Genomic DNA, 24738 nt, shown 5'->3' on the forward strand with positions numbered 1-24738 from the left:
TCGACCGTATAGGATACAGGCCCCGAACCGGCCGGCCGCGGAACAATTCTGACAAGCCCACGGTCTCCAGCCGTTGCGAATCCGGTCATGGATTCCATGCTGCGCGGAAAACTCAGGGCATTGGCGTCTCCGGCATCGGCGACACAGCCGCCGTTATGGAAAGCCAGCAACCGCCAGACCGCATCGAGATGATACGGATCGAACAGAATGTCCCGACGCTCCGGCGCAGCGCGTTGGGAAAGCTCCACCCTTGCGGTCAGCACGTCTGACTCAAGGGAGACCTCCGAAACGCGTGCCATTTCCGGCGTTGGCGGACTTGAATGAACCGAGCAGCGTTCGGCGAAGGCGCGGTAGGGTTCCGAGACATCTCGGCCCGGAAGCGCCTCGTCAAACGCGATGGACTTGCGCGCCTCGCCCGTATTTGGGCCGAATGCTCCGGAGCCCAAATGACACGGACTTTCTTCGTCGCCATCCGCCTCCACCCGGTAGAGCAGACCCTCCGCATCCGACATGACCACGAATGTCAGGTCACGCGGTTTGCCGTTGATGGCGACCGGCCTGCCCCAGATCAACTGCGTAAGGCCGGAAACGGGTTTTCCAGACAACCGCTCCAGGGCACCGCGTGCCATCTCCGGCAGGTAAAGGCCGGTCATCAAGCGCGCCTCACCTGTCAGATGCGTTGTCAGATAGGGCTCGTCCCCGTTGATACGCAGCGTGATCCGTCCGATTTCGCCTTCGGAGGGCTGAACGCCAAGCAGTGGTCCTGTTGCTACCTCCTGCACGAGTTCCGCGCCAGGTTGCGGGTCGCTGGAGACCGGCACCCAATAGGGTGAGCGCGCAAAGGGATAGCCAGGCACATGCAGACGTTTGCAGGATGGTGTGGGCCAATCGATTTCAAGCCCCTTCGCCCAAAGCTCCGCGACCTTGTCCATCTGCTGCGTGTCTCCGGAGGCCAACCATTTGCGAACCAGCGTGCCCGCGTCATCATCCGCGGAGAACAGGCTTGTTGCCGCATCGTCGCCGGAAGACAGATGCACCCCCTCGAGATCGGCACCGACTGTCGCTGCGGCGAGTTTGCGCAGCAGATCGTCCCTGCCGGAATAGACGAACGCGAGACGCTCCCGGAAATCAGGCCGGCCGGTCTGGAGGCTCGCGGCGAAGGCCTCCAGATCAAGATCCGGTTCGCCAGCAATGAAGCACTCGATGTGGGACGCGTATTCGATCAGGCGATCCCGGTCCCGGGCGGAGAGCACAAAGATCAGCGGCGTGGTGCCGCCTTCCGCGCTGGCGACTGAACGATATTCTTCCAGCACCAGATGAGCGTTGGTGCCGCTGAAACCAAAGGAACTGACGGCGGCGCGCCTTGGCAGGCCATCCCGCGGAGTTTCCCAGGCCGACAGAGACCGGCTGACGGCAAAGGGGGTCCTGTCGAACGGGATGTGGCTGTTCAGGGTCTTCAGATTGATCGAGGGCGGGATCTGCCGGTTTTCCAGCGACAGCATGGCCTTCAACACACCGGCAATACCGGCAGAGGCAAGGACATGGCCGATATTGCTCTTTACCGAGCCGATGGCGCAGCGGCCGTCAGCAGGCACGGCGCTGAAGGCATCGGTCAGACCTTCCACTTCGATCGGGTCTCCCAGGGGCGTTCCGGTGCCGTGGCATTCGACGAGACCTATGGTTCCCGGATCGATGTCGAAGCGCTCGTAGACGTCCTTCATCAGTGCCGTCTGAGCCTTCGGGTTGGGCGCCGTGATGCCGTTCGTGCGTCCGTCCTGATTGATACCCCAACCACGGATGACAGCGTGGATCGGGTCGCCATCCCGTTCCGCATCCGTCAGACGCTTCAGGACAACGGCTCCGACGCCTTCCCCCGGCACGAACCCGTTCGCCCGCTCGTCAAATGAGTAGCAGCGACCATCTGCCGACAGCATGCTGACCTTGGCCGTGTCGATGAACATGTTCGGCCCGACCAGCACACAGGCCCCTCCGGCAAGCGCCATGTCACAGGTACCGGATAACAGCGCCTCGCAGGCCTGAGCGGTCGCGACAAGCGAGCTGGAGCAGGCCGTGTCGATGGAAAGACACGGGCCGCGCAGGTCCAACAGATAGGATATGCGGGCCGCCAGGATTGATCCGGAACTGCCAAGCAGGCTGTAGGTATTGCGCTGGTCGATCAGGTCTTCGTATCCGCTCGGACCGGAGGCAACATAGACGCCGAAGCGCTTGCCGGAGAGGCTCGACGGATTGATCGCCGCATCCTCGATCGCATGCCAGGCCGTTTCCAGGAAAAGGCGCTGCTGTGGATCCATAAGCTCCGCTTCCAGCGGCGTTATGTTGAAGAAACGCGCATCGAAGGCTGCAACATCGTCAAGCGCGCCCATCCACTTGCAGTAGGTCTTGCCCGGGGCCTGGGGATCGGGATCGAAATAGCGGCCGATGTCCCAGCGCGACCCGGGCACTTCTTCTATGCAATCACGGCCTTGGGCGATGTTTCGCCAGAACGCGGCAAGGTCCTCCGCCTTCGGGAATTTGCCCGATGCTCCGACTATCGCAATTGCCTCCAATCGATCCTCGGCCAAGTCCGCACCGGAATGGATGGTCTCTGCCACGTGGACCGCAGATGCGGAACGGGGAACGGGACGGTCCTCCGCTTCCGGGAACGTCGGCGCGGCAACAGGTTCAGGCATCTCCGCAGCCGGCACAAGTTCACAGACATGCCTGACCAGCGCACCGACGGTCGGATGCGCATAGACCGCGGTTGCCGGCAGGCTGATTTCGTAGCGCTCGTTCAGGTTACGGATCCAGGTCACCGCCAGGATTGAATCGAGGCCGAGGTCCAGGAACCCGGCACTGTCGGTGATATCGGCCGGATCCAGCATGAGGTTTTCGGCGAGAGACGCAACGATCTCGGCTCGCAGTTCCTCCTGAACGGCGGCGTCTTTCGCATCGGCTTTCCCACTCTCCGGAGGCTTCGTCGCTTGCCGGGCTTGGACTGAGGGGATGCTGTCGCGTCGAACACCGGCAAGGGATGCCACGTGGGTGATCAGGGCCTTCACCGTCGGGTGCGCATAAATGACCGTCGCAGGCAGATCGATTTCGAAGAGCGCATTGAGTTTCCGGATCCACGTGACCGCCAGAATGGAATCGAGACCGAGGTCGAGGAAACTGTCTTCCAGACGAATGTCCGCGACATCGATCATCAGGTCCTCGGCTAGCGACCTAACGAGATCGGCTTGAAGAGCGGTGGCGTCGACAGGCGCAACCACCCCGTCTTTTTCAAGTTCGGGCACTCCGGTGTCCTCGCCAAATTTTTCCGCGATGCGTTGGCGGACCGCGTCGTTGCCGATGAAAGTCTTTTCATGCATCGCCAGTTCGCGTTCCAGCACCATGTCGAGCCGGCCCCGCAGAAGAAGCACTGCCTTTTCCTTGGCGGCGATGAGGCTCTCCCGGCTTTCGCGTGCGAGCTCATGCGCTGCCGTGAGGGCGGTCTCCAGGACCTGCCGAGCCGGGCGCACGGTGAGACGCGCAGACCTGTCACCCAGGTCGCGTCCGCGGTACTGACGAGCGCTGAAGAGGATTTCGCGCCCAAGCTCGTCGCCGAGGCGATGCGGGAAGATCAGGGTTGCTCCGGCGCCCGGTGTAAAGCCGTACCAGAGATAGTTGCTGTGATAGAGGCCTTCAGCCGCGAGGATGACGTGATCGCAATACATGCCAAGCGACCAGCCGGCCCCGATGCCATGCCCCTGCATTGCAGCGACTACCGGCAGCTCACACTCTAGCGGCAAGGAATAGATCCGCCGGTCGGTGAACCGGCTCCCGCCCTTTTGCAGGTCGGCAAGGCCGTCCCTGGTGCCGCCGCAGGCGAAATAGTTGTCATGACCTGTCAGGACCACGACCCTTGCGTCGGTAAGCTCGGATATCTTTGCAAAGGCTTCCTCAAGTCCGTCCATAAAGGCCGGCGTGAACATGTTGCGGTTCGCCCGCTCGTCCATCGTGACCAGCACGACACCGTCGTCAAACAGCTCCAGACGCATCACGTCCGATTTGAGAGGAACGTTTCGGGACGCCCGCGTCGGTTCTACTGGCAGCCCTTCCGGCAAGCCGGGTGCCTTTTGATCGGGTTTCAGGTCGGCCAGAAGCAGCGGCAGGTCTTGGCGCATGTGGCGCTTGAGCAGTGAAAGCGCCTCGCGCGGTCCTTCCGCGATCTCCCGCGCAAGGGCCATGGCCGCATCTTCGACCTCGCTTGCGGGAACGCGCAGTAGGCTGTTTTCCGGTGCAAGCCGCCGGTCGCAGAGATGCTTTGCGAGCTTGCTCGCCGGCACCGGAAAACCGATCAGCTGACCAGTGGTTTCCACGACAACGAAATCACTCAGGAGAGCAAGGCCTGCTGCCTGCCCGTTCGCCCCGCCACGGACTGCAGCAATCACCGGCAGCGCGCAATTCACGACACATTCGGGATCGAAATCGCTCACCGTCCCGGCCCCCGCTTGCCACGCTCTCTCGCCAGCCAGGACGACCACACGAACTGTCTCATCCGCGCTTGCGGCCTCCAGCTCTCGCGTCAGACCGCTCGAAAGCGCTTTGCACCAGTCCCCCGAGAGCTCCAGAACGCGAACGCCATCAGTGTCCGCACGGCGCTCCACACGCCCGGTCGGGTCCTCTTTCAAAGACGTGGGGACGAGCGGTGACAGAACAATCTTTTCCGAAACCACGGCATCGGCTGAGCGCAGAGACATCGCGGCAGGCCGGGAGAGCCTTACCCTGTCACTGGCCTGACGCTCAGATGTTTCCGGCAATGCCGGTGGCTGCGATTGGGGTTGTTGTGATTTGGCAACCTCGGCGCCTGTTTCGGCAACCGGCTGCCTCTGCGGTCTTTCCGTATCGACCCAATAGCGTTTACTGGCAAAAGGATAGACAGGCAGCGGCACGCGGCGGCGTGGCCGGGTGAAAAGCTGTTCGGGATCGAGCCGCGCGCCTGCAAGGAACTGCCGTCCGAGGGCTGTCAGGTCTGCCGTTCGCTGTTTGCCATCCAGCGCCTGCGGAGGCGCTGAACCCTCAGCTTCGCCACCGCGCTCCCCTGTCATCTCACGCACTTCGACACCCGAGTCCGCATCCCCCGCGAGCCAGGCCCTGATCGCAGCGCTTGCCGTCTGAAGACTGTCAGTTACAAGGAAGAGCCTGTGCGATAGAGCACGCCGGCCCGCAATCAGAGTAAATGAGACGTCTTCGGCAAGCAGCTCCGGGTGCTCCTCGATATGGCCTGCAAGGTTCCCCGCCAGCTCCCTGAGTTGTTCAGGTGTGCGAGCCGACAGCACGAACAGCTGACTGGAGGCTGGTTCGCGATGCACATCGGGTGTGGGGCCCTCCTCAATCACCACATGGGCGTTGGTGCCGCTGAAGCCGAAGGAACTGATGGCCGCACGGCGCTGTCCCTCCGGCCGCGACGGCCACGGGACGCAGCCTTTGTTGACCTTGAACGGCCCCTTGCCGAAATCGATGGCCGCATTGCCCTTCCCGAAATGCAGCGTCGGCGGAATGGTCTTTTCCCGAAGGCTCAAAAGGACCTTGGCCAGGCCCGCAAAACCAGCCGCCGTGGTTGCGTGGCCGATATTCGACTTTACCGAGCCAAGAAAGATGTCCCGCTCGCTCACATCGCTAAAGGCCCGAACAAGGGCGGCATGTTCGATCGGATCGCCAAGCACCGTGCCCGTGCCGTGGGCTTCGACATAGTCGATGCTCCCGAAATCGATGCCGTGATCCTCGTATACCTGCCGTATCAACCGTTCCTGCGACGCTGCGCTCGGGGCCGTGATACCGTTGGTGGTGCCATCCTGGTTGGTGCCTGAGGCGCGAATGACACCGAGAATGGTGTCGCCGTCCGCGATGGCATCGGCAAGCGGCCGTAGAAGTACAGCTCCGACCGCTTCTCCCGGAACGATTCCGTCGGCACCTTCACCAAAGGCCGCGCAGCGTCCGGAAGGGGAAAGCATTTGGGCGGCGTTGGCATAGCGGAAGAAACGCGTCGAACATTGGACGAAGACACCGCCCGCAAGTGCCATGTCGCATTCGCCATTCCGGATACTCTGACAGGCCGTGTGCAGGGCGACGAGCGAGCTTGAACAAGCCGTATCGATGGCGACAGCCGGGCCTTTCAAATCAAGCCAATAGGAAATCCGCGCCGGAATGAGCGATGTCGTGTTGCCCCAGAAGGCCTGACCCGGTGGCTGCTTCGTGAACAGCTCCTGATAGTCCCCGTGAGCGCAGCCAACAAAGACCCCGCAGCGGCTACCGACCACATCTTCACCGGCGTGTCCGGCAGCTTCCAGCGTTCGCCAGGCTTCTTCAAGGAACAGCCGCTGCTGCGGATCCATGTAGGTGGCCTCGACGCCGGAAATGCCGAAGAAGACCGGGTCGAAACAAGCGACATCGTCCAGGAAGCTGCCGTGCTTGCCGTATGTGGCGTGATCGACGTCCTCGTAGAAGCGCGCGAGGTCGAAGCGGCTGACTGGCTCGACAAGGTCACGGCCCGCGCTGAGATGGGTCCACAGGGCATGGAGAGTATCCGACCCTGCAAAGCGCCCGCTGGCCCCGATGATCGCGATCGGTTCGCGTCCCCGGTCATTCATCGCGGGTGCTTCCTGACCGCCGCTCCGGGCGGTTGTCGGCGTCACGCTTGCATCCGCAGGATCGGGGAAAGCGTCTGCGCCCGGGTGGGCAGGCTGCGGGTGAAGGGTCTTCAGATGTTCTTCAAGTTTCGCGACGCTGGCAAAATCGAAGAGGTCTGTCTGGCTGAATTCGATCCCCAGCATCTTTCGCAGCCGGTGGCTGAATTCGGCCCCCAGGATCGAATCCAGTCCGTAGTCCGCAAAGCTTTTCTCCAGATCGATCGTCGCCGGCGCGATATTGAGCGTTTCGCCCAGTGCCTGCAGAATAACTTGGCGCAGGGGCTGCCTGTCCGAGGATACGTTCGCCCCGGCCGGAGTGGCAGTAGCGGCTTGCGACAGTTCGGCGCGCGCTTTCGCGACAATGATCTGCTGACCGAGGTCCTGCTCGGCTTCTCCGGATCCGACAACCCAGTCAAAGCCGCTGTCCTCCAGTGCCCTGCGCCATTGCTCCGCCGTCAGCGACGGCGACCCGGGAATGCGCCGGTCGGCATCGGTGAACCGCCACCAGCCATCCAGCAGGCCGAAGGTCACATGGGTGAAGAATGTCGGCTTGCTGGTCTCGTTCAGCAGCAGCATCCCGCCGGGCGCCATCGTTTCGCGGACCCGGGCAAGGGTGGAGACAATGTCCGCCGTCGCGTGCAGAACGTTTGCCGCAATGACGAGATCATTGTTTCCCCGCGCAATGCCCTGCCCTTCAAGCGGCTTCTCGATATCGAAAAGCGCCGTCTTCAGAAAGGGAACGCTGCTGGCGTAGCTTCGCTCGGCATGGATCAGGAATGCCCGAGAAACATCCGTGTAGGTGTAGACGCCGATCCGGTCGAAGTAAGGACGCAGGGCCTCGAACACCGGCTCGCTGGTGCCGCCTGTACCTGCCCCGATTTCAAGAATGTTCAGCTTGCGCACCGATGCATCCCAGGCGGCGGCATGTCGTGCGGCTGCGTCTGCCACGGTCTGACTGAAGCGTTCTGCGATCCGGTTTTCCTTGTAGACCGCTTCCACCAGCGTCTGTCGCCCTTCCGGAAAAAGAACATCGGTCGCTCGGCGCTTGCCTGTCAGGATCTCCGGCAGGGCCTTCAAGGCTGTTTCCGCGAGCGCCATCTGCGCCGGCGATGCGCCGTCCCGCTCAAGTCTCGCCCAGGTCGACCAGGCCTCGGCCAGGGACTGGCGATGCGTGACCGCTTCCATCGACACCAGCGCATTCGCAGCCTCAAGCCAGGGCCGGTAGGCCGGGATCACGTCTGCTTCCGGCAGATCCCGCAAAATGGCCTGAAGAACGGACGCTACCGCGGTGTCAACGGTCCGGGCAGTGCCGAGCAGGTCCGTATCGCCACGCCTTGCTTCCACAAGCTGCCGCATCCCGCTCGAACTGTCTTCGGTGATCTGAAGCGTTGCTCCGGCCTGTACAGCCAGCTTGTCGGCCGGGAGCCAGTACCGGTTTTTCTCAAACGGATAGGTTGGCAGCGAGATGATGCGACCAGGCTTATCCAGACGCAGGTCTGCCCAGTTGATGTCCACTCCCTCGACCCAGAGCCGCAATATGGTTTCGGAGCGGCCGGTCTGCCACGCCCTCTCCGCAACCTCCTGAATGACCTCATCTTCGGCAAGCCCCGCCAGCGCGCCTCGCCTGTCATAAGCCTGACTTGCCAGAACCGGGACCGGGCTTTCCTTGCCGGCAAGCCAAGCATCCAGAGCCGTCTCCAGCTCCTGGATGGACGTCACCAGGAGCCCGAGACGGCACTCCATCGGCTCACGGCCGACCTGTAACGTATAGGCGATGTCACCAAGGCTCCGCGCGGGGCTCGTGGATGCTGCGCCGTCAGCTGCGTTCGCCTGCACAAGATCAGAGAGGCCCTTGACCGATCCGGCCATATCCAGTTCGGCCGGGCTCGGCGAATAGCCGAAGCCTTCCTGACACCACTTTTGCAGAGCAGGAATGTGCGACGCGTCCAGACCGAGCGTATCGAAGCTCTCGTCCGGATCGATTGCATCGGAACCGACGTCCAGCAGGGCCCCAAGCTTTTCGCAGATGTTCCGGATGAGTTCAGCAGGGTCAAGCGGGTGACGGGCACCACCAGAGCCGTCCTTGCGAAGGAAGGACCGCAGACGCAGCGCGCTTTCCTTCAGCTGCTCGTCACTGCGTGCCGACAGCAGAACGATTTCCCGCTCGGCTTCGCCTGATCTGCCGGTGTTCTCCTCTGCGGGGTCGCGCCATTCTTCCAGCACCACATGAGCATTGGCACCGCCCGCGCCGAAGGACGAGACCCCGGCAAATCGGGGGCCCGAAGACAACCAGCGGCCTGCCTGGCGTTGCAGGGAAAAGGGCGTGCCATCGAAATCGATGTTCGGATTGGTCCGGTCCGCATGAAGGGTCGGCACGAGGGTGCGGTGCTTCATCTGCAGAACGACCTTGGTCAGTCCCGCGATACCGGCCGCCGCTTCCAGGTGTCCGATGGCGGATTTCACCGAACCGAGCGCACAGAACCTTTCGTCGCTGGTATCGGCCCCAAAGGCCTGGACCAATCCATCGACCTCGATCGGATCTCCGAGATTTGTTCCGGTCCCATGGGCTTCGATATAACCGATGTCCCTGGCACTGAGACCGGCCTGCTCCAGTGCGCTGCGGACGACATCCCTCTGCGCATCTGGATTGGGGACTGTATAGCCGTTGGTTCGTCCGCCGTGATTGACCGCGCTGCCCCGGATAAGAGCGTGGATCCGGTCTCCGTCGGCAAGCGCGCGCGACAGCGGCTTGAGCACGAGACACCCGGAGCCTTCGCCCGGAACAAAGCCGTTCGCCCCCTCGCCAAAACTGCTGCAGCGTCCCGAAGGGCTCAGCATGTGGGCAGCGCTCAACTCGACGTAGTTTGAAGGATGCAGGTAGAGATTGACCCCGCCCGCAAGCGCCATGGAGCAACTGCCCCTGCGCAGATGCTCGCAGGCTTCGTGGAGGGCGGTAAGCGACGACGAGCACATCGTGTCGACCGGCTGGCTGGGACCTGAAAGATCCAGGACATGCGATACGCGATTGGCGATTCCGGCAAAGGACGTCGTCGGGCGCACTGTCGCCCCGCCTTGCGCGGCGAAGGGGCCATGGAGGGAGTAACCGGTCTTGGTCACGCCGGCGAAGACGCCGACGCGGGCGCCGCCATGGTCGCTGCCGGCAGTTTTCTTGAGCCGCGCGCGCGTGTAACCGGCATCTTCCAGGGCATGCCAGGCGCTCGTCAGGAACAGCCTCTCCTGGGGATCCATGGCAGCGGCATCGCGCGGGGACAGTTTGAAGAACAGCGGATCGAAATCCGCAAAGCCTTCCAGGAACGCTCCCCATCTGGAATAGCTTTTGCCCTCGGCGGCCGCCTTATCCGGGTCCGGTTCGAAAAAACCGTCCAGGGACCAGCGGTCTGCCGGTATCTCTCTGACCGCATTATGCCCGGCAAGAAGATTTTCCCAGAAGGTGTCGAGGTCGGGCGCGTCGGGATAGACGCCGCTCATGCCGATAATGGCAATCGGTTCCGCTTCGGAGGGCTGCGATCCGCCGCGGCCGGATGTTTCCTTGGCAACGGCTAAAACGGGTGCCGGTTCCAGGGTCTCGGTTTCTACGCCCGCCCAGCTTGCGCAGGCCGCCGGTTGGGCATCGACAAGATAGTCGACGACTGCGGCGAGCGTGCGATGTCTGAAGAACAGGGTCTTCGGCAGCGCCTCGAATACATTGCCAAGCTCGTTGTTGAGCTTGGTGATCATCAGCGAGTCGATGCCGTAGTCTTCCAGCGGCGTCCGGGGGTCGATCTGCGCGGCGGAAAGACCGCTGACCTTCGCAAGGAGCGTTCTCAGCAGCGATCTGGTCTTTTCGACCAGCACGGGCTCTGCCGTCACCCGGGATACGGCCGGAGATACCCTTGACGCATGGGTCCCGGCGTACGCTATGGCGGGTGCTCCATTCCGATCCACTTGCCCTTTGGCGAAGAAGGCGCGGATGCGATCCACATCCCCGGCAACAACGGCGGTTTGCTCGGCCTTGTTCGCCAGGCATCGGTCAAGAGCCTCAAGCCCGGCTGCAGTTCCCAGGGGCTGCTGACCCATTCGGCGAAACAGGGCTTCCCTGGTGGGATCGTCGACACGCATGCCGCCCTCGTCCCAGAGCGGCCAGTTGATCGACATTATCGACCCGCAGGAAGAGCGGGCGAGCGCATCCAGAAACCCGTTTGCCGCCGCATAATCCACCTGGCCCGGATTGCCGAACGGACCCGCGAGGGAGGAAAAGAGCACGAAGGACTCAAGATCGAGACCGGCGCAGGCATCCCGCAAGGCCAATGCACCGCAAACCTTCGGCTTGAGAACCGCGGACAGATCGCCATGGGTCTTGGTGGCGATAAAGCTGTCGCGCAGAACGCCGGCCGAATGGAAAACACCGTCCAGATGTCCGTGCACTTCGACGATGTGATCGACAGCGGCCTTGACCGCTTCGGGGTCGCCAAGGTCTACCTGCCGGTAAGCGGTGACCGCGCCTAGTTCACGCAACACACCAAGAAAGGCCGAGCGCTCGACGTCAAGCGGTCTGGACCCCGTCAGGACCAGCACGGCGCTCCTGACCGTGCCTGCGATGTGCTCCGCAAGGATCCGCCCGATACCGCCCATGCCGCCGGCGATCAGGTAGACGCCGTGGTCGCGCCAGAGTGGTGCGGAGGGTTTCTTGGTGAGTTCCTTCCAGACGCGGACGTTTCTCTGCCCGTCGACATAGCGGACATGGCTGTCTCCACCAGCAATGCTCTCCTGCGCCAGCCAACCAGCCACCTGCGCAGGGTCCGCCTCTTCAGGAATTTCGACGACCTGCGTCCTGATCCGGGGGTCTTCCTGGGAAGCGGTCTGAAGCAGGCCACCCAGCCCCGCATAGAGGTTGCCATCCCCTTTGGCAGGAACAGCGAGTTGAATGAGAACCCGATCGTGCCCCGGCAACGCCATTTCGCGCCGAACCAGATCGAGAAGCTGCCGGGCAGACCTCTCGTATTTTCCCGCAATCCCCTCACCTGACAACACCGGATGAACCGTCTCGGCGCTTGCGGTTTCCCCGACAATCACACCGCAGGCGACAACGATACGCCGGCCCGGAAATGGTTCCCCTTTTGCTTCGGCGGCGACCCAATCCGAGGCGAAGAGCATGCAGTCCCGCTCTGCGGGCTTTGGCTGCACGCCTGGCAACCAGAAACGGTCCTCGGCAAACCGCCGGGGCGCAAGCGGTTTCCTGACAGCGCCCGACGGCTTGTCGTAGCTTTCCAGGACAACATGGGCGTTGGCTCCACCGAAGCCAAAACTGCTGACGCCAGCCCGCCTCGGTGTTCCGTGAACGTCCGCCGGCCAGGGCGTCCGGGCTGTCAGGATGCGGAACGGGCTGCCTTCAAGCTCGACATGCGGATTGAGCGGCTCGCTCTCCAGCGTCGGCGGCAGCTCTCCCCGCCGCATCGCCATCAGCACCTTGACGACCCCCGCCATGCCGGCAGCCGCCTCCAGATGACCCGCATTGGACTTGACCGTGCCCAGGTTGATCGTCTGTCCGGTGGATGTGCCTTGTCCCAGCATCTCCGTATAGGCCCGGCGAAGTCCATTGACCTCGATCGGATCGCCGAGCTCCGTTCCCGTGCCATGCGCTTCGATATAACTCAGGGTTTCCGGATCGATCCCGGTCATCGCCTCCACGATCAGGCGGGCCTGCGCCTTGACGTTCGGAGCCGTCAGCGCCCCCGACCGGCCGCCGTGGTTTTCAGCGCCCCCTGCGATCACGCCGAGGATGTCGTCTCCGTCGCGCTCGGCTTGGTCCAGCCGCTTCATCAGCAGCGTCGCAACGCCTTCGCCTCGTGCATACCCGTCCGCAGCCTTGCCAAAGGCATGACAACGGCCTGTCGGCGACAGCATTCCGGCCTGGTGCGGCCCCTCGAAGCTTTCCAGCGAGAGGCAAAGATTCACCCCCCCGACGAGCGCCATGGAGCATTTACCCGACAGGAGCGCGTCGCGGGCGCGCAGCATCGCGATGAGCGAACTTGAACAGGCCGTGTCGATTGCCTGGCTCGGGCCATTCAGGTTGAACTGATGCGACAGGCGGTTCGCGGCCATCGCCAGCGAGTTGCCGGTGGCGACATACCCATCCGTCGCCAAGCCTTCGGCACGCCATAGCTCCGCGTAATCAAGAGACGTGATGCCGATGAAGACACCCGTGTCACGTGGCAACTCCTCCGGTGCGTAACCGGCACCCTCGAACGTCCGCCAGGCCGATTCCAGGAGCAGCCGCTGCTGCGGATCCATCCTTTCAGCCTCAACCGGCGAGACCTTGAAGAAGGCGGCGTCGAACCGGTCAATATCCTCCAGGAAGCCACCCCTCAGGGCGAAACCGGCGCTGCGAAGACGGTCGGCGTAAACCGGGGAATACCGATCCAGCGGCAGGTCGCCGGTGAGATCCCGTCCGGCCAGCAGATGATCGAAGAAGGTTTCGACATCCGGGCTCCTGGGGAACCGGCCTGCCATGCCGATAATGGCGATCCGGTCGACGGAGGTCCCTTCGTTGCCCTTTTGCTTTGTTGAGGTTCGAAATACCGCTGTCTTTCCAGACGTCACCACGTCTTGCGGGGACCGCGCCGCTATCGCGGAAACCGGCACCGCCTCTTTTTGCGGGTCGGACGATTTCACCGCGTACCGGTTCACAAGGTGCTCTGCCAGCGCCTCGATATGCTCGCATTCGAAGAAGATCGCCGGTGACAGATCAATGCCATAGGCGGCACTGATTTCGTTGGCATAGCGCGTCAGCGAGATGGAATCGAAGCCGAGGTCATGGAAGGCTTCCCGGGCCCCGAGATCTGACGCCTCGAACTTCAGGATCCCCGCGGCCTTCGCTCTTAATTCGTCCTGAAGCCGAAGCCGGGCATGCGCAGGTTGAGTGGCCTCGATCTCCCGTCCTTCTACCACGGCCCGGGCCGGCGCGGTTCCGCTGGTCGTCGCAAGGCCGGAAAGAAGCCCCAGAACAATCCCCTCCCGATCAAGCAACTGGACGCTGTAGGAGCCAGCCCCTTCCGGAAGGCACAGCAGATGACGAACGTCTCCGCCCGTGAACGAGGCGGCGTCTATTGCATCGAGCAGTTCGCCCTGGCTCTCATCGGCAAGGAGCAGACACTGGTAGACGGCCCCCAGGACGGGCGCCGGGTACGAGGTATTCTTCTTGAAGAAATCCTGCTGCGGCGGGTCTTCGCGCAGGTGGCACAGCAAGGCTGCGTCCGGCAGACGCCAGAGTTGCTGGACGCTCTCCAGATAAGGGCCGAAGGCGAGGCGTCGTTCCTTGAATTGCGCATAGACCGCCGCCTGGTCGAGCCTCTCGGACGCCGCTGCGCGCAAGGCATCAAGGTCGACGGACGCCCCATCGGCAAACTTGGCGTCGCAAACACAGGCCTGGAGCCAATCCAGGCGCTTTCCGCTGACCAGAACGCAGGCGATGCTGATGACATGGCGCGTGCCTGCCGGGTCCGGATGCACTTCGATTTCAAGTTCGCCAACCTCAGTCCAGACCGGGTTGGTCTTCAGGCGCAAGCCGCTCACACTGGGGCGGTCGACAATCCCTGCAATCCGTGCGGCGGCAGAGGCGATGTCGACGGCAACGATCGGCAGGATAGTTTCGCGCCCGCCGTCCAGATAGATGTAGTCGCGCAATTCCTTCAGATGGATCGCGGTCCTGTATCGCAGGCCCGTCACGTCCGAACAGTTGAGGCCGATGAAGGGATGGATCTTCGAGCGGGCCCCGATCGGATTGACGACGGAAGGAGCATCCGGCTCTTCCTGGTACCAGCAGCGGATCTTCTCGAACGGATAGGCCGGCAGGGCAACGCGGCGCAGGTCGCGTCCTTCGTTGACGCTATCCCAGTCGATATCCGCGCCATGGCACCAGGCCTCCCCGACACGCTCGAGATGACGGGCGGCACAGTCGGCCTTCAACGCCTCCCTGTCCTGCGGCGGATCGACATCCAGAATGGAGGGGACATAAACCATGCCGGTCGACACACTGCCATCCGCGAGGAAGGCATCAAGCGCCGACAAGACCTCTTCCCTGTCCCGAGCGACCAGCGTCAGGCGCGACGTCAGCTCGTTCTTGCCGACCTGGAGCGTGTAGGCGACGTCGGCGAGGCGTGCCTGCGGCTGGCCGTGCAGGAAAGCTCTGAAGGCCGCAAGCACGGACCTCAGCCGGTCCGGCGTCATCGCGGAGAAGGTCAGAAGTTCGGGCTGCGCCGGCAGGGTCTCCGGTTCGACGGACCGGTGTTCCTCGATGATGATATGGGAATTCATGCCACCGGCGCCGATGGAGGTCACTCCGGCCCTGCGCGGTAGCTCCGCTCCCGTTTCATCCGTCAGCCGCTTCCAGGGCGAAAGTTCGCGCTGAACGTAGAAAGGCGAGGTCTTGAACGGGATGTCCGGGTTGAGCGTTTCGGCATGGAGCGAGGGCGCAAGCTGCCCATGCTTGAGCTGTGCCAGCACCTTTACGATGCCGGCCAGCCCGGACGCGCCGAGCAGATGGGCGACATTGCTTTTCACCGTCCCTATCGGGCAGCTCTCGACCGCGTCGGTGTATTTCCGGAAGACCTGGGTCAGCGCCTTGACCTCGATCGGGTCTCCCAGCGCCGTTCCGGAACCGTGGCCCTCGACATAGCCGATGGTTTGCGGAGTGATGTCCGCGTCTTCCAGGGCACGCTCGATGGCAACGGCCTGCTGGTTCGGATTGGGCACGGTAAACCCGTTGCGCACCCCGGCGTTGCTGATCCCCGAGCCCTTGATGACCCCGTAAATATGGTCTCCGTCGCGCTCCGCGTCGGCAAGCGATTTCAGCACCAGCGCTCCGACGCCTTCGCCCAGGATCGTGCCCTCCGCGCCGAGGCCGTAGCCGCGAATGACGTCTGCGGATTTGGACGTGAAATGCTCCTGGGACGTGGCGATCAGCTTCTGCGGGTGCAGCAACAGGCTGACCCCGCCGGCAAGCGCCATCTTGCATCGCCCGGCCCGCAGCATATGCACCGCTTCATGCACGCAGGTCGAGGAGGCCGAACACATGGTGTCCAAGAAATAGGATGGCCCCGTGAAACCATAGAAATACGACACCATGTTGGGCACGGTGCCCGTGTAGCTTCCGCTTGCCAGCGCCCCGCGCATCAGCATGTTCTGGAAGCCGTAAAGGTCATATTCGTTGGTCATGGAACCGACGATCACGGCGACATCGCCGCCGTAGCGCCGCGCCATCGTTTCCCTGGAATAACCCGCATCCTCGAAGGCTTCGACGCTTGCCTGAAGAACCAGACGAACCTCCGGCGACATAAGCTCCGCTTCGGCCTGGGAGATGCGGAAATAGCGCGGGTCGAACTTGTCGATATCGGGAAGGAAGGCCCCGGTCCTGACCACCGTCTTGCCCAGGACATCCCTTTCAGGGTGATGAAGTGCGCCGTTGTTCCAGCGCTCGGCAGGCACCGGCTCGAAGCCGTGAACGCCCTCCGACAGCATCTTCCAGAACGCGTCCTGCGTGCTGGCGTTGGACACATGCAGCGACAGGCCGACGATCGCGATATCGTGCCGCGCGTCCATTTCAACCGCGGGGGACCGGGCCTCCTGCATATCGCTCACTGGTGCAGACGAACGGACATCAGCGGCAGACCGGCTGGACCCGGCCGCCATTTGCCTCGTCTCGGCCTGTTCAGGTTCTGAGGGGTGCTCCTCGGCGAACAGCGCCCTCAGCGCGTCGCCATGCTCGGACACAATATGCCCCGCGACACCTTCCAGATCGACATATTCAAAAAACAGCGTCTTCGACAGGGGCCCGAGCGTCTCTTCCAGTCGGTTGGTGCTCTCGACAATCGCGATGGAATCGAGGCCGTACTCCTCAAGCTTCCGGTTTGCACGTATGCGAGCGGCATCCATTTCCAGCACATCTGCGAGGATTGCACGGACATGGTCGATGGTCTTCGACAGCAGCGCCGCATCGTCGAGGCCCGCCGTCCCGGAGGTGGTGCCAGAGACAGAGGCTGAGGCAGACGCCGACGGCGCAGGGCTTGGCTGCGCCTGGTTTGTTTTTACCGGGCTGGTCTGCCCGACCTCCAGCAAGACCTCCCCGACCCTTTCCAGGTCGCCGTGAAGCACAGTGCAACAGGGCGCGCCCTTCCTCGAAAGTATTGCCTCGAGCGCGGCAAGTCCCGCGTCGCTTGGCAGCGGCGTCAGCCCAAGACGGCGACGCAGACTTTCGATTGTCGCTGCATCGGCAGACATGCCTCCTTCGGCCCATAGCGGCCAGGCAACGGCAACTGTCCGTCCCTGCCGATTGCCCGCGGCGACTTCGGCAGTACGCTCCTCGGCAAAGGCGTCCAGGAAGGCATTTGCGCCGGAATAGACAGCCTGCCCGGCAGTTCCGAAGACGGAAGCAATCGACGAACAGAAAACCAGGAAGTCCAGCGGGGCGTCCTTTGTCGCCCGATCCAGATTGACGGTTCCGGCGACCTTGGGTGCAAAAACGCCAGCCGCGCGTTTCGGGTCCTGGGTCAGGATATAGCCGTCATCCAGGACGCCGGCGGCATGGATGATGCCTTTCAGTGGTCCGAGTTCTTTCTGGATCTTTTCTGCAAGCGTCTCAGCATCGGCGGTCTTCGCAAGGTCACAGGGCCGATAGATCGCCTGGGCGCCGGATTCCCCCAGCACCTTCATCCACGCCTTGGTGTCTCGGTCGGTTCTCTTGCGCCGACCGGTAAGCACCAGCTTCCGCGCGCCCTTGGAGACCAGCCATTCGGCGAAGAGCCGCCCGAGCCCGCCCAGACCACCAGTGACCCAGTAGACACCGTCCGGATCGAGGGCAAACTTTTGTCTCGCAGACCCGGCCGCCTCAAGGACCGGCACCCAGGTCCGCCGTATGCCCCCGGCATCGTATCGCAGCTGGACAAGACTGTCGTCGGCATCGATCTCTGCGGACACGATGGCGCGGAGGCGATCCGGTGTGGTTGCCCCCTCGACAGAGACCACCCGACCGGAAATTTTGGGGTTCTCGATCGCAGCGGTCTTCAAAAGAACGGCAAGGGGAGCGGTTACAGTCGCCGGAAGAGTGCCTTCGGTCAGCACCAGAAAATTGACGGGCAGCAGCGGACGCTGTTCCAGAGCTTCCCTGACGAGCTTGTGCAGGAAACCAAAGAGCGTTTCGGCTGCCTTGGCGTCTTCAAGATCCGACACATCGGGCAGTGTCTCGACCTGCCAATCCACTTTCTGGGCCAAGGCCTCGGTATCGGCTTGCGAACAGGCCGTAAGCACACGAACCCTGTCCTCGCCCTTTTTCTGACGAAGTCGCAGCGGGGTTGCCTGCCAGCGCAGGTCCGCGATCACCAGCGGTCCAGTCGTCTCGCTTGCCCCCTGATCTGTCGCCGCATGTTTCAGCACCCGGAGCGCAAGATCCCTGATCACGATCCGCCGCTCCCCGTTCTTGTCGAGGAGATCGATATCGAGCGTGCGAACCGGCGCGTTCGCAGCCTGGCCCGACTTCAGGCGCACATGGGCCCACATTTGGGTTTCGCACTGCCCGTGGACTTCGATGTTCCCGCAGGCGAAAGGCACGGCCGCTCCTGCCGGAGCTTCACTGCCGGTCGCAACCCACGCCTGGATAGCTGCGTCCAGGAGAACGGGATGCAGCGGCATGAATTCAAGGGAAGGCAGCAGCCGACGTGGCAACTTGATCTGCGCAAGCACCTCGCCGCCGCCCAGGCGCATCACCTTGGAAAGTGCCCTGAAAGCCGGCCCGTGATCGACACCGCTGGCGCGCAGCCAGTCGTAGCAGATCTGCGGCTCAAGCGTGCCGGTGCTCCGGCTTTTCAGTGCCTCAAGGTCTGCCTGTTCCGGTCTGGGGTGCGTCAGGGGCTGGAGTATCCCGCTGGCATTGGGCACCAGCGCCTTCCGGTCACCACTTTCCTCGAAACGATCTCCCGTTGTCCCGATCGTGAACCGGATCTCGCTGCTTTCGCCGCGCTCCAACACCGTTTCCACGGTGACCGCCTGCCGATCCCCGACCAGAATCGGCCTGGACCAGACGACATTGCCGATGGCGAAGGCGGGCGCTTGCAGGCCACCGGCAAGGTCGGCAGCCGCGCGTGCCATTTCAAGGCAAGCGACGCCGGGCAGCACCTTCCGGCCGTCGACATGATGATCGGCCAGCGCGAATTCATCGCCAGTCAGCCGTGTTTCGAAACTGCTCCGGTCGAAACCGGACGTGTTCCTGTGCAGAAGCGGATGGGGCGCGGGCTCAAGGTCCTTTGCCCCCAACGACAGATCCATCCAGTGCCGTTGCCGCTCGAACGGATAGACCGGTGCATGGATGCGGTCGCCGAGCTGTTTCGCAGCTGCGCCGGGCCAATCGACAGGCTCCCCCGCCGCCCAGCGCCGAGCCAGATCAACAAGGTCTCCTGCCTTTGTATCTTCGGACCCGGCCATCTCCGCGGGCAGGACGCAGCCCTCGGTCTCCGCCCCGATCAGATACCGACGCAGGAGATCGGTCAGCCCTGCGAGATCATCGGCCAGGAAGACGCATCGCGCCTCCATGGGTTCTCTTGCCACCTGAAACGTGCGGGCAATATCGGCCGCGGAAATGGTATCCGGATCGCATTGTTCCAGGAAACGGAGGAGTTCGACCGCATATTGCGACAGTTGTCCGGCACTTGCGGCAGACAGGGGAACGGCAACAAGGGGGACTTTGGCAGGCTTCGAGGTGACCACGCGGAGTGGAGCTTCTTCCAGCAGCACATGCGCGTTGCTGCCACCGAAGCCGAAGGAACTGACACAGGCGCGTCTCGGATGCGCCTCGCGCCGCGGCCAGCCTGTCGTTTCCTTCTGGATCCGGAATGGTGAACCAGAGAGGTCTATCAGCCGATTGGTCTCTTTGAAGCCGAAGTTCGCCGGTAGACGTTCATGTCTGAGAGCGGCCAGCACCTTGACAATACCGGCGACACCGGCAGCGCCTTCAAGGTGGCCGATGTTGGTTTTCACCGAGCCGATGCCGCAGGTCCCGGGGTCGAGGACCACGTTGTTTTCATCGGCCAGCGCCGAGAAAGCCTGTTTGAGGCCGGAGATTTCAATCGGATCGCCGAGCGGCGTTCCCGGACCATGCGCCTCGACATAATCGATCGTCTCCGGGCTGGCGCCCGCCTCGCGGTGCACCTGCCTGATCAGCGCCGCCTGGGCCGCCGGATTTGTCACGGTCAGCGAATTGGTCCGCCCGCCGTGATTGATGCCGATGCCCCGAATGACAGCATGGATGGGATCCCGGTCGGCCAGCGCTTTCGACAGGGGTTTCAGGAGCAGGATCGCTCCCCCTTCGCCCCGGACGTACCCGTCCGCTGCGTCGTCAAAAGCCTTGCTACGCCCCTCCCTGGACAACATGCCGGCCTTGGAAAAGGCAACGAAATGGTTCGGTGACCAGATGAGGTTCACACCTCCGGCAAGCGCAAGGTCGCAGGTCCCGTCCTGCAGCGCGCGGACCGCTTCGTAGACCGATGTCATCGACGCTGCGCAGGCCGTATCGTTGGTGATGCTCGGGCCCTGAAAATCGAAGAAGTGGGAAACCCGGTTGGCGATGATCGAGAAGGCGATGCCGGTCGGTGTATAGGCATCGACATTTGCCAGATGTTTTTCCAGCAATTCCGCATAGTCCCAGTGGCAGACACCCATATAGACGCCGGTGCGGCTTCCGGCGAGATCCGAGGCCCGGTAGCCGGCATTCTCGATCGCGTGCCAGGCCATCTCCAGGGCGAAGCGCTGCTGCGGGTCCATCCAGGCGGCTTCGCGTGGCGAGATTCCGAAAAAGGCGGCATCGAAACAATCTGCCTTTTCGATGAAGCCGCCCCAGACGCTGTTTGTCTTGTTGCCCCTTGCCGGATCGCCCATGAGATCTTTCGCATCCCAGCGCTCTGTCGGCACTTCCGATATCAGGCAACGTTCGGCAGCAAGATGCTGCCAGAAATCATCCAGCCTGTCGGCGCCCGGCAAGCGCATCCCGACGCCGATGATTGCAACCGGTTCCCGAGTACCGTCAGTCGCCATGGGCTGCCCCCCACCCCATGAGGACCGAAAGCCGGCGGTTCAGCAGTTCCGCTGTTTCGTCAAGCAGGCGCAGGCCGATGGTATCGACATGGCGATTGCGCCAGGACTGCAGTTCCGTCCCCTCGACCCATTGGTTGAAGGCGCCCTGTGCTGGCCCGCAATGCACCTGAAAATCAACCTTGTGCGCCGTGTCCCCCTTCAGGGCCCAGTCGGTCGTGTCCCGGTAGTAACGCCTGAAGACGAGGGCCATGCGGTGCTTGGGCATGCGCAGGGCGCGTTCGATCTCGGCCTCGGGATAAGACTGCGTGACTTCGTCAAAGACCGCTTCGAAGCTGCGGCCGAAATAGCGTTCCTCAATCTGCTTGCGCAGCTTGGAATCGATCGCATCGAGCCCGTCATATTGACGGTAAAGAGCGACAAGCTTTTCCGCGCGGGCCGGAAAGAACACGCCTTTCTTCAGAACCTGGATCTTGGAACCAAGCTCGAACATCTCACCGGAGGGGGCATAGGCGGTGTCATAGACATTGATGCCTTCGAGCATGTCCTTGACCGCATCACTCGTGCCCGCTTCGACCGTGCACTGGTTGATCGAGCCGGTCAGGATGAAATCCGCACCCAGAATCAGGACGGCGGCCGCCGCCTCGGGCGTGCCAACGCCTCCCGCAGCCCCGACGAACAGAGGGCCGAACAAGCCGAATTCCCGCTCCGCCGCGTCCCGGAGTTTCAGGATCGGAGGGATCAGCGCAAAAGGCATGCCCTGATCCGTGTGACCTCCGGAATCCGCCTCGACACAGATCGCGTCCGCCATCGGCACCTGCCGCAGAAGCTCCGCTTCTTCGTGCGTTATGGATCCGTTCTGGAGCAGCTTTTCAACCGCCGACCGCGGAGCCGGCGCAAGGAACTGTGCAGCGACATCCGGGCGTGAAACCTTGGCGATGACCTTGCTTTCCGACCGGATCTTTCCGTTCTCCCGTCGCAATCCTTTCGCCCGATAGCGAACGAGAGCCTGGGTAACCTCCATGAACGCCGAGGCTTCAACGATCCTGACACCTTCCTCAAGGAGGACATCGGTCAAAACGTCTTCCAGATGCGGCCGGTTGAGATGAGCGATGAAGTTGACGCCGAAGGCGGCACCGGCGGGGATCGACGACCGGATCTTCCGGATTTCTGCCTTGATCTCTTCGGGCGGCAGTCCAGCCGCCCCGAAGAACCCGAGCAAACCGGCCTTTGCCATGCGGATCACGATGTCGCTGGACGCTATGCCGCGATACATCGCCCCGCTCACATAAGGATATCGCACACCGAACACGTCGCAGAAGGAGCGCGAGCCGATCGTTTCCATCGTTACCCGGCCAAAGCCGTGCCGCGCACCGTTTAGCTTGACCGGCGCCTGCTCGTGGCATTCCGCTGAGGGCTCGTCAGGCTCAACGGGCGAGACTTGAGCAACGGGGGGCAGATCGGCGGCAAGATCGGCTGCGCCGAGCGGACCGGCTTCCAGCTCCGTTCTCTTGAACATCGGCCGGACAACCGGGGGGCCTTCGGGTCCGATCTCGACCGTGTCGGCAAAGGCAACACCTTTCGCCAGCAAATAGCGCAGGCTCTCGCTCCAACGAACGGGCGCAGTGATCTGCTCGATCATGCGCGCGCGAATATCCGCGTTCACGTGAGGCCGGGCGGTGACGTTTGAAATCACCGGAACCTGCTGCGGAGCAAAGGCGACCGCGGCAACAAATTCGGCAAATTGCGACCGGGCGTCCTCCATGAAGGGTGTATGGAAGGCTCCACTGACGGGCAGCACCTTGTAGTGCGAAGCCCCGGCTTTCAGGAAAAGCGCCTCGGCGTCGACAACCTCCTGACGGCGGCCGGACACCACGATCTGTTTGGGCGTGTTGAAGTTGGCCGGGAAAATGTCGGTGATGCCCTCACCGCGCAGCAATTCTTCGACGGCACCCGCCTCCAGCCCCAGGACAGCCGCCATGCCGCCCCCCTCGGCGCGCGACATCAGGGCCCCGCGCCTGGCAACCAACCGCAGTCCGTCGGCAAAATCCAGGACGCCGGCGGCGAACAGGGCGACATATTCCGACACGCTGTGACCAAGCAGATAGTCGGGTTTGGCCCCGGTCTCTTCGAGATGGCTAAGGTACTGAAGGCTGTTGACGACGTAGAGGGCGGGCTGGGTGTATTGCGTTTGGCTGAGTTTTTCGATCGGCCCGTCCTGACACAGCCCGGCAATGCTGTAGCCGAGGATATCATCCGCCTGTTCGACCTGATCCTTGAACCGGGTGAACATGCCAAGGCCCATTCCAAGACGTTGAGCGCCTTGCCCGGGGAACATGCAGACCTTCATTCCGCCTCCAACTCGGCCCCGCTTTTCACCCACTCGATTTTCCCCAGATCCAGCTTGACCACTCGGTCGGCAACTTTCCAGTACTTTTCGTCATGGGTGGTCGCAATGACCGTTTTGCCTTCGTCCCGGAGCCTGGGAATGAGCACGTTGTAGAAGTAGTCACGGAAATGGACGTCCTGTTCGGCCGACCATTCATCAAAAACACAGATAGGACGGTCTTCGAGCAGGGCAGCAACGAGTGCGAGGCGCTTGCGCTGGCCGGTCGACAGGTGGATCCGGTCGAAATGCCCGTCCGCGAAACTCACCTTGTCGGCCAGTCCCACTTCGGCAATCAGCCGGTTCACCCGGACGGGATCGATGTCCTCCAGCCCGTAGAGCCGGTCAAACAGGTGAAAGTCGACGAAGACAGATGAAATCAGCTCCCGGTATCCGGCAACCAGTTTGCCGGTGACCGGCGCCTCGTCGACACCGATCCAGCCTGACTGGACCGGAAAGAGGCCAGTCATCATCCGGAGCGCGGTTGATTTGCCGCTGCCGTTGCCGCCGACAAGAAAAATCACCTCGCCGCGATGGACCGACAGGTTGAGCGGTCCGACGACATAGGCTTCCGGGTCCCTGGCGTTGTAGCTGAAGCGGATGGCATTGAACGAGAGGGTCGAGAAGTCGACGTAGGAACGGGCATAATTGCGGGCGTCGTCCGGCGTCGTGGAAGAGCCTTCCGACAATTCCCGGTCGATCGCCAGGATGGACTGAAGCCCGACTTCCGCCCGCATGAACATGGGCGACTGGGCAACCGTCTTGCCAAGCGTTCCCATGCAGAACAGAAGAACGGGAACCAGTTGGAAAATGGTCGCCTTGTGACCCGCGACGTAGTCGGGAAAGGCGAAGGCGACGACACCGAGCATGGCGAACATCGTCACGCTGCCCAGCATGATCAGGGACACCCAGTGCTCGACCGACCGCACCAGAAGGCGCTCCAGAATCATCGACTTTTTCCGGTAGGCTGCAGCGACGGCTTCGCTGCGCTGCGCGTTCATGCGCAGTTCCTTGCTGCCATGAATGATGTCGAGGATGGCATCGAGCATCTTTGCCTGCATACGCTCGACGAGGCGCAGAATTTCACGGTAGCGGCCGTCAATGATCTTGTAGCCCATGACACCGGCACCAACGGTCGCCAGAAAGACAACAAACGCAGCCGGAGACAGGTAAAGCAGGTAGAGAAGAGCGACCAGAAGCAGAGTGATTTGCTGAACGGCGTCGACGATCAACGGAAAGGTGACCGACAGATGGTTGGTTTCCTTGGCCACCAGATTGTAGAGCCGGCCCCGGTCCAGCTTGTCGACGACAAGAAGTTCCGATTTGCGCAGCTTGTCCGCAATATCCAGCCGGATCCGGTTGAGCAGATCCTCGATGATTGTCATGGAGCGGATGAGGGCAAACTGGTTGGCAAGGTAGTAGATGCCGAAGGCCCCTAAAAATGCCGCCCATGAAAGCGGGCCCGGGCTGCCCGCCCCGGCGACTGTTGCCGCAACGTTGGTGACGACCACGATCAACGCTGCATTGGCACAACCTGCCACAAGGGTCAGCAGCCACATCCGGCGCAGTTGCTGCGGGTCCGCGCTCTTCAGGAAGTCGATAAGGGCCATG

General features: G+C 62.6%; 3 protein-coding genes (1 of these 3 running past the window's edge). All 3 read right to left on the bottom strand.

Annotation, left to right across the window (positions count from 1 at the left end):
- Tightly spaced (each overlapping or abutting the next), the 3 genes in view from AC2A6O_RS27440 to AC2A6O_RS27450 form a layout consistent with a single transcriptional unit that may run on beyond the window.
- Positions 1–20744 carry the 5' portion of an SDR family NAD(P)-dependent oxidoreductase gene (locus AC2A6O_RS27440; protein WP_498931919.1) on the bottom strand. 106 nt of this gene lie to the left of the window's left edge, so 20744 of the gene's 20850 nt are visible here — the first part of the coding sequence; the start codon lies at positions 20742–20744; its stop codon lies beyond the left edge, outside the window.
- Positions 20734–23091 (bottom strand): ACP S-malonyltransferase, encoded by a 2358-nt coding sequence (fabD, locus tag AC2A6O_RS27445; RefSeq protein ID WP_498931921.1) that lies wholly within the window; start codon positions 23089–23091, stop codon positions 20734–20736. Before fabD ends, AC2A6O_RS27440 begins: the two co-directional genes overlap by 11 nt.
- Positions 23088–24737: an ATP-binding cassette domain-containing protein gene (locus AC2A6O_RS27450; RefSeq protein ID WP_498931923.1), complete on the bottom strand. Its 1650-nt coding sequence runs from the start codon at positions 24735–24737 to the stop codon at positions 23088–23090. The genes fabD and AC2A6O_RS27450 overlap by 4 nt, the downstream gene beginning before the upstream one ends.
- Position 24738 lies beyond the last annotated feature (1 nt).

It is taken from the genome of Labrenzia sp. ATLA3 (genome assembly GCF_057180185.1).